Source organism: Oxyplasma meridianum (genome assembly GCF_038024865.1).
GTDB lineage: Archaea > Thermoplasmatota > Thermoplasmata > Thermoplasmatales > Thermoplasmataceae > Oxyplasma > Oxyplasma meridianum.
Genome location: NZ_CP133772.1, coordinates 1,151,863 through 1,168,516, shown reverse-complemented (window position 1 = coordinate 1,168,516; position 16,654 = coordinate 1,151,863). Strand labels below are relative to the sequence as shown.

Here is a 16,654-nt window from a genome sequence, read left to right as displayed (position 1 = left end):
ACTGGACATGGCCAAATTATCTCCTGACTTTTTTACCATGGATGATTTTGATCTGGAAGAGAAAACCGTATATCTGCGACTGGACATAAATTCCCCAATAAACCCAATAACAGGGGAGATTATCGGGATCTCAAGATTTCTGTCCCACACAGAGACAATAAGCACGTTGAGACATTCCAAGGTTGTCCTGGTAGGCCATCAGAGCAGGCCGGGAAAGGATGATTTTACAACTCTCGAGCATCATTCCAGACAGCTCCAGAGGATAATAGGAAGGAAGATAACCTTCGTAGATGAATTATACAGCTCTTCAGCAAGAGGTGCCATATCATCAATGGCGGAAGGCGAGATCATAATGCTGGAAAACTCACGTTTCTACTCTGAAGAGACCGATATTCCCGGAGATGACATAGAGAGAATGGAACAGTCAAATTTTGTGAAAAGACTTGAACCGCTGTTCGACTATTTTGTTATTGATGCATTCCCAGCAATCCACAGGTCGCAGACAAGCCTTGTCGGGTTCCACCGTCTAAAGCCGAACATTGCAGGGAAACTTGTAGAAAAGGAGGTTATTATGCTTGATCGTTTTCGCTTTGGCAAAGAAAATCCAAAGTTTGCCATTCTTGCCGGGTCCAAGATTGACGACTCAATTAAAGTTTCCAGAAGTTTCCTGGATCTTGACACAGTTACAGGTATAATTACCGGTGGGGTTGTGGGGAATATTTTCCTCTGGGCTTCAGGTAAAGACATAGGGAAGAAGAACAGGGATTTCATTATGAAAAACAACAAGAATCATGAAAGCCTCCTTGAGATATGTAGGAATATACTCAGGGATCATCCTGGGAAGATCATAATGCCCATGGACGCAGTTTTAAGTCCTTCGGGGAAAAGAGTGTCAATGGATGATAAGATCCCTGATGATGAAACAATTGCTGACATAGGTCTGGAGACCATTGCAAAGTATTCAGAAATCATAGAATCGGCAGGTGCCATTTTCATGAATGGACCAATGGGGATATATGAGATTCCAGAATATTCAGTGGGAACCAGGGAGGTCATAACTGCACTGGCATCGTCAGATGCTCTGAAAATTGCAGGAGGAGGCCATACCCTTAGTGCTCTGGAACATCTGGGTCTTATGAAGAGGATGGATCACGCCTCCACAGGAGGGGGCGCTCTCATAAGCTATTTATCCGGTGAACCCATGCCAGTATTGGAAGCTCTCAGGGAGAGTAAAAGAATTTTCAAGGGTAAAGTAAATGGAAAATGAATCAAGAGTCAACGTAACAGAGGAATTGAATTATCTCAGATCACTGATTGAATCCATAGACGGACAGGTCAACACACTTGTTAGAGGGCTGGAAGAGCTCAGGAAGGCTCATCTGGCACTTACAGACTCCAATATTGCAGCATCAAAGGAAACAAGGGTTGCAATAGGGGCAGGCATTTTCATGGAAGCCACGCTTAAACTGGGCGGTAAGCTTCTTGTCCCGATAGGATCGGATATTTTTATACACGAGGATCCGGCTGCAGTAAGGACAAGGCTTGAAGGGAATATGAAAGAAGTTGAAACATCAATCTCCGGACTGAACAGCCAGAGGGATGAAATCTCAAGGCGTTATGATACAATATTGGCTGCAGCCCAGAGCCAGATGGGAGCAAAGAAGGATGTTCGAAGGAATCAAGAATAAATTCATCAAACTTTTCAAAAGTTCAACATCCGGCACAGAAATAATCCGTAGGGACGAGGTGGAAAACACCATTAGAAATATACTTCTGGAAGCTGACGTGGACTACGACACAGCACAGATCATAACAGAGAGGCTTGACAGGAGGATTATTAAATCCGGAAGGAAGATTGAAATGGATCTTGTGAAGGAATATCTCAAAGAGACTATCACAGAGATTCTAAATGAAATCCCACCGGCCTTAGATATACTCAACGCTCCGAAAAAGCCATATGTAATCCTTTTTCTGGGAATTAACGGAACAGGGAAAACAACCACCATTTCAAAGATTGCCAGCTATCTCAGGAAGAATGGGAAAAGAGTGGTACTGGCGGCAGCTGACACCTTCAGAGCGGGTGCTATAGAACAGATATCTGCATTGGGTTCAGATATCGGCGTGAACGTAATTAAGCATACAGCAGGCAGTGATCCATCTTCAGTGGCCTTCGATGCTATTGAGCATGCAAAGGCAAGAGATATAGACTATGTGCTTGTTGACAGCGCAGGACGGATGCAGACAAACAAGAATCTTATTGATGAGATGAGAAAGATAAAGCGGGTGGCAAAACCCGATCTTACTGTCATGGTTCTGGATTCAATGATCGGGCAGGATGCCTATAACCAGGCAGAGGTATTCATGAATGAGATAAAGTTTGATGCTGTTATTCTCACCAAACTTGATACAGATGCAAGAGGGGGGGCAGTACTGACCATAGTGCACCAGCTGAAAAAACCTGTACTTTTCCTGGGCACAGGGCAGGGTTTCGACGATCTCATAAAATTTGACCCAAAGTGGTATATAGGTAAAATAATCCCATGATTATTTCTGTTCATGCTTCTCTGCATCAGGTTCCTGTGAGGTGCCAATCCGGTTCACTATTTCCATGTTCAAGGGTTTTACTTCCAGTTTGATTCCCACTCTTGTATTGAGAAGGTCAAGGTTTCTTTTTATCTGCGAGAGGAATCTATTATATTCCTCAAAAGCGGCTTTCATACTGGACTCTGAGTCTTTCTCCGATTCCATACCAGCCTGCTTTAGTGACTTAAATCTATAGAACATGTATACCCATCCTCCCACAGCGACTACGGAAATTGCAATGGCAATATAACTCAACAGCATTTGCGATCATACTGCAAAGCTTCTTTCTTAATTCATTTTTTCCTTTTTCTCCCGATCACCTTTTCGTATGGGAAGAAAACTGCTGTGAAAATTCCAGCCAATGAAAGCACCAGATAGTCATATGCAAACCTGGGAACTTCGTTGTAATCAGGCCATTCCCCAAAGATTCTCATTATGTTGAGTTTGATGAGGCCAAACCACGGTATCTGGCCGAATGCAATCCCCTCAACCTGGGAGGGCTTTATAGGGGGAAAACCAAAAAACAGCGGATCCTGATCAGCAGCCCTGTAGGCATCCAGACTTGGCACAAAAATTCCAAAATGTGCAAGATTATAATCACCCATTGTTATGAATCCGCTCTCATCCCTTATATTGCTCAGATAAACCACAAGATTGCGGGAACTGTATCCAACCCTGTCTATTAGAATGTAATTTTTGGTTATATTTATCCAGGGCTGTCCCACATAGCCATCCACCAGAGGATATCCATTTTTCCATTGAAGATAGAATATAGCTCTGTGTATTATTGTGAGTCCGTTTGGAGCATGATACAGTATCACATCTCCATATTCTCCATAGCTTTTTGGAAGATTTTCTGTCCTCCCTACAACGTAGGTTATAACATTCTTCTCAGGGTCCTGAACCTTTTTAACGAATACTATATCACCAGTATTTATTACACCTGGAGTCCAGGTAGACCCATGTTCCATGCTTTCAGATTCCACAACCGAAAAAGGTGGCCAGGTTCCAGCATAAATCGTGAGAATAAGTATTAAAAGAACAAAAGCAACTATGGCGTACAGATACCATGGCTTTCCCTTAGTTTTTAACGACACTTTCCCCCCAATGAAATCATTAAAAAAGTAATTTTCCATGAATTCATTGAAAATATGGAAAAATGAAGGTACGTAAGAAGAGGTTGAGTGAACGAGGAAATAGTTTAATTCAGATAAATTTTATAAATTGAGGTCAACACAACATATTTTTATCCATAACATATCTACACAACTGTGGAACTTCATGAAAAGATTGCCGGAGAGATAACCATATCCGAAAACCCAGGTGAAACAATAAGAAAATGGAGGGAAGAGTTTAACGTATCTCAGCTTGATCTGTCCAAATATCTGGGAATTTCCCCATCAGTGATAAGTGATTATGAATCAGGAAGGAGAAAATCTCCAGGTGTGACATCAATAAGGAAGATAGTATATGCACTAATTGAGATCGACAGGCACAGAGGAGGCCTTATCTTGAGGAGGTACAACAGCGGTGTCCCTTCCGATGCTCTTCTTGATCTGGGTGATTATAATCACGATGTTTCGCTGGAGAGGGTAATAAGGCTTATAAAGGGTACAAACTGTTCTGTGGTTGGCCTCAACAGGTACATTCGTGGATATACTATTGTGGATGGAATAAAGGGTATACTTTCCTTCTCTTATTCGGAATATAACAAACTCTATGGATGGTCAAGCCAGAGAGTTATATTTTTTACTGAAGTAAAGATGGGCAGGAGTCCCATGATAGCCATCAGGGTGCATCCACTTAAGCCTGCTGCAGTAGTATATATAAAACCTGACAGGATAGACGAACTGGCCATCAAGCTTGCTGAGATTGAAGACATACCTCTTATAAGCACTGAGATGGAAGTGAAGGATATCTCAAAGGCAATGGCAACATTGAGATGATGATGAAAATTTTCCATCTTATTATACTTTACCAGTTAAGGTAAATAATTTATAGGTTGTATTATTTATCAATAGATAATCATGGTACATTACAAATGGGTGGCGCTCTCCAATACAACAATTGGGGTTCTTATGGCAGCAATAAACGGAACCATAATCTTGATCTCTCTACCGGCAATTTTGGGTAAGGGGGGAATCGACCTGAATCCATTTGCTCCAGGTACCTTTCTTTACCTGATCTGGATGATAATGGGTTACAATATAATCACTGCAGTAATACTGCTGACAATCGGAAGGCTGTCAGATATCTACGGCAGAACAAGGCTCTTTAATCTCGGTTTTGTAATATTCACCGCAGGGTCCATACTGCTTTTTTTAACCCCGGGGAAGGGTACAACCGGTGCACTTGAACTAATAATATTCAGACTGATTCAGGGCCTTGGCGGGGCTTTTCTCTTCGCAAACAGCACTGCTATCCTCACAGATGCATTTCCTTTAAGCGAGAGGGGAAAAGCCCTGGGATTGAACCAGGTTGCGGCACTGGGTGGGTCGTTCATAGGTCTTATTCTGGGTGGAGTTCTGGCAGTTATAAACTGGAGGTTTGTTTTCCTTGTAAGCGTTCCAATCGGAATTCTGGGCACTGTATGGTCATTGACAAAGTTGAAGGACAACTCTGTGAGAGACAGAACTCAGCGTATTGACTATGTTGGAAATATAGTGTTCGGAGGGGGCATAACCATCTTTCTCCTTGCTCTTACATACGCTCTTCTCCCATATGGGAAAGATGTTATGGGATGGTCCAACCCATGGGTAATCGCTGGACTTTTTGCAGGTGCAGCTCTCCTGATAATATTTCCCTTCGTGGAAATGAGGGTAAAACAGCCTATGTTCAGGCTATCTCTCTTTAAAATAAGGGCATTTGCCTTTGGAAACCTTGCATCACTCCTTTCATCCCTTGGACGTGGCGGGGTTATGTTCATGCTGATTATTCTTCTCCAGGGGGTGTGGCTACCGCTGCACGGTTATTCCTTTGCTTCCACGCCATTCTGGGCCGGAATATACATGATCCCAATGACTCTCGGATTCCTTACCATGGGCCCATTGGGTGGTGCCCTTTCTGACAGATATGGAGCCAGGGGGATAGCAACAATTGGGATGTTTATAGTAGCAGGGGCCTTTATAATACTAACATTCTTTTCTTACACCTTCTCGTATCTTCCTTTTGGCCTTACCCTTTACATGCTTGGGTTCGGAAGTGGAATGTTTGCTGCACCCAACACCGCAGCAATTATGAACTCAGTGTCGGCCGAGAACAGAGGAGTTTCATCTGGAATGGTGGCAACAATGAGGAATGTTGCACAAACTGCAAGTATGGGAATATTTTTTACAATTGTAATACTGGCACTTTCAACCAATCTTCCCCATTATTTCAATATAGCACTGACAGCAGCAGGTGCTCCGCAGCTGAAATCAGCGCTTGATTCTCTCCCTCCCACCCAGGCTATATTTGCAGCTTTTCTTGGGTATAACCCCATGACAACAATCCTCTCATCCATCCATGCTTCAGCACCAAACCTTTATTCATCATTGAGCAGTTCATCTATAAGCATAATGACAGCAAAGACATGGTTTCCAGGGGCTCTTGGACCTGCCATCATGCATGCTCTCAGGGATTCCTTCTATATCGGAGGTACACTCTCGGCAGTAGCTGCGATTCTTTCAATACTGAGGGGGAAGAAATACGCGCACCCCGGAAATGAAATCTCGCAGGATAACAATCATGGGTCTCATTCAAAGGGTTCCAGCAATGAAAAGGTTTCAGTAGAAAGCAAAAGGGCAGGACCTATAGGATCAAAGGTGAAATGATATGGCTGAAAACAAAAATACGGATTCAATAGAGGTCTGGCGGACATTTCTTGAGACATGGAAGGTGTGGAAAAAAGGAGTTGACAGAAACCTTCAGACCATGGGGCTTGGGAGTACAGAATATTCCATCCTGCGTCATCTTTTTGAAGACGGTAAGATGCCAATGGTCCAGATGGCAAATCTCATAATGGTAACCCCCGGATGGATCACCGGACTCATAGATACAATGGAGAAAAACGGACTTGTCAAGAGGGTAAGAAATACAGAAGACAGAAGAATTATCGATCTGGTCATAACGGAAGCAGGAATCCATCTGTTCAAAAAAGCAAAGTCCCACCACACTGAATATATTGCCATGAGTCTTGAAAAAATGAACGCTGAATCCCTTTCAAGACTGAAGGTCCTTTTGGATGATCTCAAGGACAGCATAGTTGAAACATGTTCCATAAAGGCAGATGAATAGGACATAATTAATGGATCATCTCCAGTTTTTAAAGTGGTTCAATAGTAAGAATTATTAATTTTATGGGTCATGTAAATGCGGTTGCAAAGGTCCCATGCATGTTCAAATGGCAAGGACAGTCCAGAAGCTTTTCGCTTCCTTGATCTGTATGGCAGATTTATGAAATTTACACTTCCGGCTTTCCCAGTGTGCCTTATGGAAAAGTCAACCTCACAGTAGGCACTTGTAAACGTCTCATCCATGACATGACCCCCCATGGACTTTAACCAATCTGCTGAAAGAACTATAAACGAAGATGTGTTTGCAGCGCTGAATATCCATCTGTATACAGCCCTGTGCAGAATATCCATTGGCTCTGCTATGTAAATATCGCCAAATTTGCCGGAAAGTTTCTCTTCTATTCCATATGCCCATTTTTCAAGGCGGTTAATATTGATTTTCCCCGAAAGGAAATTTCTCTTACCTATTCTTATATATCTGGATCTTAAGGGGGAGGGATTGGGTATCAGTATCCGGTTTTCTTCATTGTGGGCCAGTTTAACTGCCCTCATCAGGTCACGGCTTTTGCCATATACATGAGTGTTTGGGCTGGAAATAGCAATCCATTCTGGGTCATATTTAAGGGCGCGTTTTATGCTTTCGTTAATGCACAGTGAGTAATCCGGTATTCTAATACAAGTTCCTGAGTAAATTTTCCTGAATTCGCTGAAAAGATCTTTCTTAGTATCTGTTCCCATCATCTCTGCTGGGTTATTGCCAGCAATCACTGCTATTATGTCATCCTTTCCATCTACCTCTGAAATTACCGGATCTTGTCTCTTCCTTTTTCGCATCCACTCTACCATCTCGGTTTGCGAGGAAAAACCGGAAAAAAACTCGTTGACTGCTTCAAAAGACTGCTGGTAAAAAATGGAATCTATTCTCTTAATGAAGTAAGACATCATCTTTAATTCACCATTCAAGGTCTGTTGTGTATGTTGAACATACCTGTCAAACCCATGTCGGACATTTATATCAACCTATAATAATAAAAAGTTATTATGCTATTTAAGGGCAATGAATAATTCATTCATACCATGACGAAATACGGAAATAATCCTAATATTGTTAATAGTATAAAGCGAAAGTGCTTAGATTATGGTGACGCACAATCCTTAAGTTTAATATGGCAATCCTCCCCATAAATAAAAAAAGTGACTGAATATGGCAAAAATTCTTGTTATGCTTATAACTGGCAAGGAAAATATTAACAGTGAAATGGTGTCATTTAACTTCGCTATAAATGCTGTAAAAAACGCCAGGTCAACTGTTGAATTTATGTTTCTGGGAAGAGGAGTACAAGCGGCAAATAAAAAACAGAAAAGTTCCCCGCAGTTCATGGATCAGATAGAAGGTTTAAAAAAACTATCAATTCCCGTGAAAATATGTGAGGTAAGTATGGCTGGTGAGGGCCTCACTAAAGATGACATATTTCCAGGAATAGAAATGGTTTACGGTGGAGTGGAAGCCGATGCAAGGATTCAGGATGGTTATTCAGTCATAACCTTCTAGGTATATAATGTATCCAATAACAGATGTTCAGATCATTCTTTCAGTTATTTCCGGGATATTGGTAGGGTTCTCACTTGGGCTAATAGGTGGAGGCGGCTCCATACTTGCAATACCATTGCTCATCTATTTTGTAGGATTTGATCATCCACATATTGTAATCGGAACAACTGCCCTTGCAGTTGGTATAAACGCATATCTGAATCTTATTCCTCATACATTGAAAAAACATGTTAACTATAAGGTAGGGATTGAGTTCACAATACCCGGTATAGCAGGCGTGCTTGCAGGATCTGAACTTGGTCTCCTAACTCCCGGAAACGATCTTCTCTTCTTTTTCAGTTTCCTGATGATTGGCATTGCTATTTACATGCTTAAGAGAAAATGTGTGGACATGTCACAGGTTGAGAGGAAAATTGTCAACTCCTCCAGATCACTGGCCATACTTATTCTGACAGGTCTTATTGTGGGGTTCGCCTCTGGGTATTTTGGGATAGGTGGCGGTTTCCTCATAGTTCCCGGACTTCTCTTCGGAGGCGGTCTTAACATACTTCAGGCGGTAGGCACATCTCTGATGGCAGTTGGCACATTTGGGGTTATAACGGCGGCCAGGTATGCAATAAGCGGAGATCTGGATATCATCATCTCTGCACTTTTTATAATCGGAGGGATATTTGGCGGATGGTTTGGTGCAAGATTTGCAGGTAGGGTACCAAAGAGAAGGCTTACACAGATATTTGCAATGGTAGTTATTGTTGTGGCATTTTACATAATGTACCAGAACTATACTGTTGTCCTTCATTTGTGATATTTTTATAATTTTTAACATAAGAGATGGAATGTTTCAAATCTTTAAATCAACAGTTTTCCTCATAAGAAGCATTGTCGATTAAGGCGTTTTTCCTGCGCTTCAATGCGTTCAAAATATGAATCAACTTTAATTGCCATGGATCACAGAATCCCCATATCCAAATATTAAAGTATTATTGGTGGAAGCATAACTCACTTCTGATGGGATAAAGGCATGTGAAATTTAGAATTCCAATAATATCTATATGAACCAAATTTTTACCCTAATAAGGTTCCAGTAAACATATACGCCGAGGGAGAGATTCGAACTCCCGATCCACAAGGGAACCAGATCTCAAGTCTGGCGCCGTACCGCTGGGCCACCTCGGCAAATTTAAGTAATTATCTCCTCAGTCTGCCGTTTGATCTTATGGATGGCCTGCTTTTATCACTTCCAGACCTGTTTGTACGGAGACCTCTGCCTTTGTAACCCGCAGATGTCAATCCTCTATAAACTCTCCCTTTATTCTGGGGTTCGGCTACCCATGATACTTTAGAATCTTTGTAGACTTCCGGTGCAGTCCTGTCCAGGAGAATGACCTCATAATACTTGTAAAGTCCATCCTCTCCAACATAGTACGAATTGAAAACTTCCATATTGGGGAATTTGCCAGCGGTTCTTTCCTCAGCAATCCTCTGAATGCTTTTCTTCGGGGTGATCTTGGTATACGCCATCCTTCTGGGCCTTCTTCCACCCATTATTTTGGGGCGATGGCTTCCCCCTCTCCTAACTCTTGCCCTGACGATAACGAATCCTTTTTTGCTCTTGAATCCAAGGGATCTTGCTCTGTCGATTCGCGTAGGGTGTTCAACTCTCTCAAAAGAGGGTCCGTTTCTCCACTCTATCATTCTTTCCTTGTGCAATTTGTATATCTCTGATCTTTTGAGACTTTTCCAGGAATCCCTTACAACACTGTAAGTACTTTGAACTTCACTCATTATTATCGCCTTTTGCTTGTAACAGAATAGGAGAAGTTATGAAGAATATAAATATGTTCTCATAGACTTTTCCAGACTGCCAAAAGCTATTACGGCATGAATTAAGAACATTCTGATATTCTTTGGAAACAGATGAAAAATTAGTTAAATATTCAGGCCTTTCCTATCTGTGAAAGGATCACCCTTCAGGAAAAGATATGTTTTGGTTTATAGCAATTCAATGGAGGATATTATTCAACAACTTGAGAGGGATCTTTTCGCTGTATTCCATGCAAAAAAGAAGTATATTGGGGGGCAGTATGCAATATTTCTTACTGACCAGTTCAAGAAGAAACGCTTTATAGAATATGTGAACTCCTATGGCCATGGAGCTGTAACCCTGATAACCAGCGGCACAATACTGAAGTGCAAAAAATTTATGGCTTCGCATTCAGAAGTAAGTGAAGAACAAAACCATTAGAGCCTTTTTCTTTTTAGTACTCCCAGTTCAGGTTCAGTGAGCGAAAGTTTTTCTGATATATACCTGCCGAAATCCGGTGAATGCCTGTCCATTATATTGTAGAACCACAGGTATTCCATTGCATATCGTGCACTCATATGGGTCAGCCTGCCCATCTTAAGTGAAAGGCTCTTTCTTGCATTCCTCCTCTCTCTAAGTTTTGACATCTGCATTATAAATGATGGGAATTCATACTTCACATAATGCCGGTTCTTATCCTTGATCTTGAATGATACTCCGGCAGCTATCTCTTCAGCATAGCCCTTGAATGCATAATGCTGTTTTTTCATAACTCTACCAATGAATATATCGGCGCATGAGATAAGATCAAAAGATTCCATAAGGTCAGTTTCGTTGACACATTCGGCAGGGAGGTTTTTGTCCATCCACATCAAGTAGTCTTCGGTCTGAAAATCCTTGCCGTAGAGATGGCCAAGCACCTTCAGGTAATCTCCTGACCTGAAGGTGTCCTGCATAACGTTGTATATGGAAATCTGGCTGTCTCTAAGGGATAGGCCGGAGGAACTGGAACCATTGCGAAGTGATTCCAAATCATTCAGGATAGATCTTATGTCCGTGCCGTTCTTCTCAATAATTTCATTTACTGATCTCTGGTCAACATTCACATTCTCTGCCTGCAGGATCTCATATATCTTCCTGTTCAGCCTCACTTTAAATGACTTGTAGTCTGTGTCATTTCTTCTTTTATACGGAATAAATTCTATTGCCAGAGAACTGTCCAGGATACCTTTTCCGGCCCCTTTTCGTCTGAACTCGTAGTAGTTATTCATTGTGATAATTATGGGGTTGCTGGTTCTCTGAATGACCTTAAGGAGCTCTGAGATCCCTCCGGTATCCCCACCAGTTTCACTGCTTCTGCCCTCGAATATGCTGTCTGCTTCATCTATGAGAATTATTTTCTTCTGTCCGGGGATTCCAAAATCTGATGAAATATCCTGGTAAAGGGCCGCCATAAGTGCAATAGATTTCATGCTCTCCCTGTTCCTCTGGTCCGATGCATTCATCTCTACAAAAGGATATCCAAGATCATGTGCAATTGCAAGCGCAGCACTTGTTTTTCCAACTCCAGGTGGGCCATAGAGCACAAGTGCTTTTTTCACAGGAACTCCTTCTTTCCACTGGTCAAGCCACTGCGAGATCTTCTCCAGTGATGATGTGGATATTATCAGTTCGCTTAAGCTTCTTGGTCTGTATCTATCAGCCCAGCTCATGAATCAAGACACCTTTAGTCCGGAGGATACCACGCGATCAGTGGTCAGGAGGCTCAATGTGTCCTGATCATCCACCGCCAGAAGCATTCCCTGGCTCTCAAGTCCCATGAATTTGGCTTTTTTAAGGTTTGCTAAAACTATGAGGATTTTTCCCACCATCTCATCAGGCTTGTATGAGGGGTAGATGCTGGATATTATCTGCCTTTTCTCGTCTCCCAGATCAACAACTATCCTCAGAAGAGATCTGGATTTCTCCACCTTTTCGCACTCCAACACCTTGCCAGTTTTAATACTGATCTTTCTGAAATCTTCAATATCTATGAGTTCTTCATTTTCTTCCATTGACCTTCCCCATACAGTTAGAGACTTATTTGATAAATTCTTTCCCCAATGTTTCCCTTGCAATAATGACTTTCATGATTTCTCTTGACCCTTCGGCCAGTTGGAATGACCTGATTCCTCTCAAAGCCCACTCCTCAGGGCAATCTTTGGAGTAACCAAATGCCCCCTGCCATTGCAATGCGTCATTTATGGTATCGAAAGCCCATGTGGTTGAGATGAGTTTTGCTATTGCCACCTCCTTGCTTACCTGGAATCTTGATATTCTGTGAAATCTCTGTTCCTGATCGTATGTCCAGAGGGCCTTGTAACCCATCATTCTTGCAGCTTCCATTCTTGCCACATTATCTGCAAGCTGGAACTGGAGTCCCTGAAACTTGGCAAGTTCTGATCCAAACGCTTTTCTCGTCTTAAGGTAATTAGACCCATTTTCCAATGCCTTCATAGCGCTTCCTGCACTTATTACCGCAATAAGGGCCCTTGCAAATTCAAAGCCTTCATGGATGATTTTGAATCCTCCATTTTCCTTGCCAATTATATACTTTTCTCCAAGATTTACGTCGTGGAATTTGAATGCACCCCAGGAAGAACCCTCCCTACCCATTTCATGGAGGTCTGTCAGGTCAAATTTATCCTCCTCATAAGGTAGATAAAAAAGGGTTACGCCTTTTGTCCCTTTCTGCATGTCGGTTTTAACAACTGTAACGTATCCTCCCGTTCTCTCCTTTATGTCTCTAACAAGGCTTATGTACGACTTCTCGCCATTTAGGGTGTAAGCATCACCATTTCTGACGGCCCTGGAGGTCATTGAACCTATGTCAGATCCAAAGTTTGGCTCCGTTGAGGCAATCCCCACTATTGCTTCTCCCTTTACAACCTTGGGAAGAAGATCTTTTTTCAGATCTTCAGAACCATATTTTGAAATCAGGTAAGACCACGCATTGTCCACAAGAAATAGTACGGGTATGGAAGCAGTGGGATCGGCCCGTGCGATCTCTTCGGCCACAATTCCAGTGGTAACCGCATCGGCATTCATTCCCCCGTACTCTTCAGAAATGTTCATTCCCAGGAAATTCATCTTGGCCAGTCCCTGGAATACCTCTGCGGGGATTCTTCTTTCACTCATCATTTTTGGGATATTCTTTGCGATTACCATCTTTGCAAACTCTCTTGCCGTCTCCCTGAGTATCTCCTGATCTTCTGAGAAATTGAAATCAAGCATTTATATCCGCTAAGTATCTGAAAGAAATATATCTTATTATGCCGGAAAATTTTTATTCTTGAAAATCAGGCTAAAATTGAGGCTTTTATGGTGCTGAAGTCTATCTTAGCCTTTGATGGGTCCTTGCTGAGAAGGGTTACCCTGCTGTCTCTTCTCTCCGAGGTGAAATCATATCCCAGATTTTTGGCCAATTCTCTAGAAAATTCCACTATGTAGTCGTGTGATGGCATATTGTCGGTGGTAAGTCTAGTTATGGACTGGCCTACATGGACATAACCTTTGGATTCAATGAAATCCGGATCAGCAGTCCTGTCCATTATTGTGTATTCCTCAACAAATGGCATATTAACATCTTTCACAAGTGTATGTCTTATGACTTTCCTGGTGTCAAGCGAAGGAAGAAGTTCAAGGGTTTTGTTAAAATTCTCCCAGGCATTCCCTATGACTGGATTTAAAAGATCATTGAAAATTTCTTTTGTTGGGCCGGCTGTGGTAACATAAAGCTGGGTAGGAAGAGGATCAAGCCGTTCAAGCACCATTGGAAGCGTCCCGTTGGTAACAACAAATGTTGATATTCCTTTTCTGTGGCACAGATCGATGAATTCGCCAAGTCTTGAATATATGGTTGGTTCCCCAGTAAGTGAAATGGCAATGTGCCTGGGATTGTCCGCCTCCTCCCATTTCTCCTTTGTTACATTTGGATTTCCCTTAAAACCTGAAATTAATTTCTTATGGGCTTTAATGCTCTCCTCAAGAATAAACTCCGGATCGTCCTCATCAGAGATATGCATACTGTCGAAACCCTGGAATCTCCAGCAAAATGAACAACCTTCTGTGCATGAATTTAACGCGGGTGTCATCTGGATGCACTGGTGTGAATTTATGCCATAAAATGTGCCTTTATAACAACCTTCATGCCCTGTCAATTCGCTCTTTGTATAGTGGCAAACTTTTACTGCTGAATGTTTTCCCACAAGACCATAGTGTTGTTTTTTGTAAATTTCGGCGTACTTGTTATTCACAACTCACCATATTCACTCATTATATAACAATTATGAGTGTTTTCTCTCTCAAATCTTTTGTTGCAGTTAATCCGGAATCACTTATTATCTGGATTGTCAATCCATAATCATTCACTTATGCCATTGTCGAGACTCATTTTTTCAAGTGTATATCTTTACGTGTCCAAGCTGTTAGAAAATCTCTTGGGACTCTTCCTTACCAGGGATTTGCTGCAATTTCTATGTTAAATAATGTTATGAAATCCCCTAACCATGTTAAAAAATCCCTTTAAAAGAGTTCATTTTACTATGGGGATTTTTAAATATTCTCTATATTGGCATGAAATCAATGTATGCCATTCATTCAACGGATCTCAGCCGAAACATGAATATTAAATGACATTTCTTTCCTAATATGGGATAGTGTTATGCTATAAATTAGGATGCAAAGATTTCATTGAACATGACCATTAAAAAAATTTGATATTTGGAAATCATTAAAGCAATCTGAGATGGTTTGGGGGATTAATCTTCCCCGCTGTCTCCGCCTGGTGATGGAGGAGCCCCACCTGATCCCTTTCCACCTTTTGTGGCAATAACGTCGTCGATTCTCAGGATCATTACCGCAGCTTCTGTTGCAGCTTCAATGGCCTGTTTTCCAACCCTGATTGGCTCTATGACACCTATCTTCTCCATGTCATCGACATCGCCCGTATACACATTGACTCCGTATGTCTTGTGTCCTTTTGCGTGTTCACTTCTTATTTTTATGAGTATGTCAATTGCATCAAGACCTGCGTTTTCTGAAAGGGCGCGTGGTATCTCCTCCAGGGCATTTGCAAATTTTTCTATGGCAAGTTGCTGTCTTCCGCCTATCTTGGAGGCGTATTCCCTGATCTTCATTGATATCTCTGCTGCAGAAGAACCTCCACCTGTAACATATCCGCCATCTTCAACGGCTGCCGCTACGACATGCAGTGAGTCTGTTATGGACCTGTCAATCTCATCAACAACGTGATCTGTTCCACCTCTTACAAGGATACTCACAGCCTTTGGATTCTTGCATCCAGTTACGAAGGTCATGTAATCATCACCGATTTTAACCTGTTCAACCTGTGCTGCTTTCCCAAGATCCTGTGCAGTTATTTCATCGATGGAAGAAGCGATTACCGCTCCAGTTGCTTTTGATAGTTTTTCAATGTCGCTCTTTTTAACTCTTCTGACTGCATATATGCCTTCCTTAGCCAGATAGTGCTGTGCCAGATCGTCTATTCCTTTCTGTGTTATGAGTACATTTGCACCTGTCTCTTTTATCTTCTTGACCATACCCCTGAGCACACTCTCTTCCTGTGAAAGGAATCTCTCTATCATTGCAGGGTCGTCAATTCTTATGTTCGTGTCGAATTCTGGTTTCTTGATCTCAAGTGCTGCATTGAGAAGAGCTATTTTAGCATCTTTTACAAAGTCGCTCATGCCGGGGTGAACTTTCTCCTTGTCCACTATGATTCCAGATATTAACTGGGTCTCATCAATATCTCCACCCTGTTTCTTCACTATCTGAATGTCGTCAAAGTCAACATGGTATTTTCCTTCAACTTCTTCAGCAACTGCCTTAATGGCTTCATAGGAGATATTGGCAAGTTTCTCTTTGCTTGATGAGGCGCTCTTGCTGCTGAGGGATGTCTCTGCCATTTTCATCAGCAGTTCCTTATCGGTATGCTTTACTGGTTTTGATATGTCATCAAGAATCTTCTTAGCCTGTTTCGCAGCCATTCTGTATCCTTCGGATATAACTGTGGGGTGAACATTCTGACTCAGAAGGCTTTCGGCTTCCTGAAGCAATCCGCCGGCTATGATTACTGCTGTGGTTGTTCCGTCTCCCACAAATGAGTCCTGTGTCTTTGAAACTTCCACCATCATCTTTGCTGCGGGATGTTCAACATCCATCTCCTTGAGAATAGTCACTCCATCATTTGTAATGACAATATCTCCAAGTGAATCCACCAGCATCTTGTCCATTCCCCTGGGGCCTAGACTTGATCTGACCGCCTGGGCAATACCTTTGGCCGCGTCTATGTTGTTTTTCATTGCGTCTTTTCCAGTTTCTCTTCTGGTACCTTCTTTTAATATGAAAATTGGTTGTCCGCCTATCATTTTACCACAGGCA

Annotated in this window: 18 protein-coding genes and 1 tRNA gene; 9 read left to right on the top strand and 10 right to left on the bottom strand. The window is 42.0% G+C overall.

The window, feature by feature from the left end; translation table 11 throughout:
• The first annotated feature begins 7 nt into the window (after nucleotides 1-7).
• Genes OXIME_RS06145 through ftsY form a run of 3 tightly spaced genes read left to right on the top strand, consistent with a single transcriptional unit; the run spans nucleotide 8 to nucleotide 2,544 of the window.
• Entirely contained in the window at nucleotides 8-1,267 is a 1,260-nt protein-coding gene (locus OXIME_RS06145) for a phosphoglycerate kinase (RefSeq protein WP_393970970.1), read from the top strand.
• On the top strand, nucleotides 1,257-1,688 hold the full coding sequence (gene pfdA, locus OXIME_RS06140) for a prefoldin subunit alpha (protein ID WP_393970969.1): 432 nt from the start codon (nucleotides 1,257-1,259) through the stop codon (nucleotides 1,686-1,688). The genes OXIME_RS06145 and pfdA overlap by 11 nt, the downstream gene beginning before the upstream one ends.
• A complete protein-coding gene (gene ftsY, locus OXIME_RS06135; protein ID WP_393970968.1) occupies nucleotides 1,666-2,544 on the top strand; it encodes a signal recognition particle-docking protein FtsY in 879 nt (292 codons plus the stop codon). The genes pfdA and ftsY overlap by 23 nt, the downstream gene beginning before the upstream one ends.
• On the opposite strand, the gene OXIME_RS06130 is transcribed toward ftsY, so the two are convergent.
• Nucleotides 2,545-2,844: a hypothetical protein gene (locus tag OXIME_RS06130; RefSeq protein ID WP_393970967.1), complete on the bottom strand. Its 300-nt coding sequence runs from the start codon at nucleotides 2,842-2,844 to the stop codon at nucleotides 2,545-2,547.
• Between the two features lie 32 nt (nucleotides 2,845-2,876).
• Entirely contained in the window at nucleotides 2,877-3,719 is an 843-nt protein-coding gene (locus OXIME_RS06125; protein ID WP_393970966.1) for a S26 family signal peptidase, read from the bottom strand.
• A gap of 135 nt (nucleotides 3,720-3,854) precedes the next feature.
• On the opposite strand from OXIME_RS06125, the gene OXIME_RS06120 reads away from it, so the two are divergent.
• The 3 genes from OXIME_RS06120 (at nucleotide 3,855) to OXIME_RS06110 (ending at nucleotide 6,858) form a co-directional block, all read left to right on the top strand.
• Nucleotides 3,855-4,529, top strand: a complete 675-nt coding sequence (locus OXIME_RS06120) for a helix-turn-helix domain-containing protein (RefSeq protein WP_393970965.1) — start codon at nucleotides 3,855-3,857, stop codon at nucleotides 4,527-4,529.
• An 81-nt stretch (nucleotides 4,530-4,610) separates the two neighbouring features.
• A complete protein-coding gene (locus OXIME_RS06115) occupies nucleotides 4,611-6,395 on the top strand; it encodes an MFS transporter (RefSeq protein ID WP_393970964.1) in 1,785 nt (594 codons plus the stop codon).
• 1 nt (nucleotide 6,396) lies between these two features.
• Nucleotides 6,397-6,858, top strand: coding sequence for a MarR family winged helix-turn-helix transcriptional regulator (locus OXIME_RS06110; RefSeq protein WP_393970963.1), 462 nt, complete (start codon nucleotides 6,397-6,399; stop codon nucleotides 6,856-6,858).
• Between the two features lie 38 nt (nucleotides 6,859-6,896).
• Here the strand turns inward: OXIME_RS06110 and OXIME_RS06105 are convergent, their stop codons facing one another.
• Complete coding sequence (locus tag OXIME_RS06105; RefSeq protein ID WP_393970962.1) at nucleotides 6,897-7,802, bottom strand: hypothetical protein; 906 nt, start codon at nucleotides 7,800-7,802, stop codon at nucleotides 6,897-6,899.
• A 259-nt stretch (nucleotides 7,803-8,061) separates the two neighbouring features.
• Between OXIME_RS06105 and OXIME_RS06100 the strand changes: the two genes are divergently transcribed.
• Nucleotides 8,062-8,409: a DsrE family protein gene (locus OXIME_RS06100; protein ID WP_393970961.1), complete on the top strand. Its 348-nt coding sequence runs from the start codon at nucleotides 8,062-8,064 to the stop codon at nucleotides 8,407-8,409.
• A gap of 7 nt (nucleotides 8,410-8,416) precedes the next feature.
• Nucleotides 8,417-9,214 carry a sulfite exporter TauE/SafE family protein gene (locus OXIME_RS06095; RefSeq protein WP_393970960.1) on the top strand — a complete coding sequence of 266 codons (798 nt, stop codon included), beginning with the start codon at nucleotides 8,417-8,419 and terminating at the stop codon, nucleotides 9,212-9,214.
• Between the two features lie 290 nt (nucleotides 9,215-9,504).
• Here OXIME_RS06095 and OXIME_RS06090 read toward each other — a convergent pair.
• A tRNA-Ser gene (locus OXIME_RS06090) sits at nucleotides 9,505-9,585 on the bottom strand.
• Nucleotides 9,586-9,597: 12 nt separating this feature from the next.
• Nucleotides 9,598-10,194, bottom strand: a complete 597-nt coding sequence (locus OXIME_RS06085) for a 50S ribosomal protein L15e (protein WP_393970959.1) — start codon at nucleotides 10,192-10,194, stop codon at nucleotides 9,598-9,600.
• Nucleotides 10,195-10,363: 169 nt separating this feature from the next.
• Between OXIME_RS06085 and OXIME_RS06080 the strand changes: the two genes are divergently transcribed.
• On the top strand, nucleotides 10,364-10,654 hold the full coding sequence (locus OXIME_RS06080) for a hypothetical protein (RefSeq protein ID WP_393970958.1): 291 nt from the start codon (nucleotides 10,364-10,366) through the stop codon (nucleotides 10,652-10,654).
• Here the strand turns inward: OXIME_RS06080 and OXIME_RS06075 are convergent.
• The 5 genes from OXIME_RS06075 to thsB all read right to left on the bottom strand — a co-directional run bounded on the left by OXIME_RS06075 (nucleotide 10,651) and on the right by thsB (nucleotide 16,641).
• A complete protein-coding gene (locus OXIME_RS06075) occupies nucleotides 10,651-11,925 on the bottom strand; it encodes a replication factor C large subunit (protein WP_393970957.1) in 1,275 nt (424 codons plus the stop codon). The genes OXIME_RS06080 and OXIME_RS06075 overlap by 4 nt on opposite strands.
• 3 nt (nucleotides 11,926-11,928) lie before the next feature.
• A complete protein-coding gene (gene metG, locus OXIME_RS06070; RefSeq protein WP_393970956.1) occupies nucleotides 11,929-12,267 on the bottom strand; it encodes a methionine--tRNA ligase subunit beta in 339 nt (112 codons plus the stop codon).
• A gap of 25 nt (nucleotides 12,268-12,292) precedes the next feature.
• Complete coding sequence (locus tag OXIME_RS06065; RefSeq protein ID WP_393970955.1) at nucleotides 12,293-13,486, bottom strand: acyl-CoA dehydrogenase family protein; 1,194 nt, start codon at nucleotides 13,484-13,486, stop codon at nucleotides 12,293-12,295.
• Between the two features lie 65 nt (nucleotides 13,487-13,551).
• Nucleotides 13,552-14,508 carry a 4-demethylwyosine synthase TYW1 gene (gene twy1 / locus OXIME_RS06060; RefSeq protein WP_393970954.1) on the bottom strand — a complete coding sequence of 319 codons (957 nt, stop codon included), beginning with the start codon at nucleotides 14,506-14,508 and terminating at the stop codon, nucleotides 13,552-13,554.
• Between the two features lie 504 nt (nucleotides 14,509-15,012).
• Nucleotides 15,013-16,641 (bottom strand): thermosome subunit beta, encoded by a 1,629-nt coding sequence (gene thsB / locus OXIME_RS06055; protein WP_393970953.1) that lies wholly within the window; start codon nucleotides 16,639-16,641, stop codon nucleotides 15,013-15,015.
• Nucleotides 16,642-16,654: the final 13 nt, after the last annotated feature.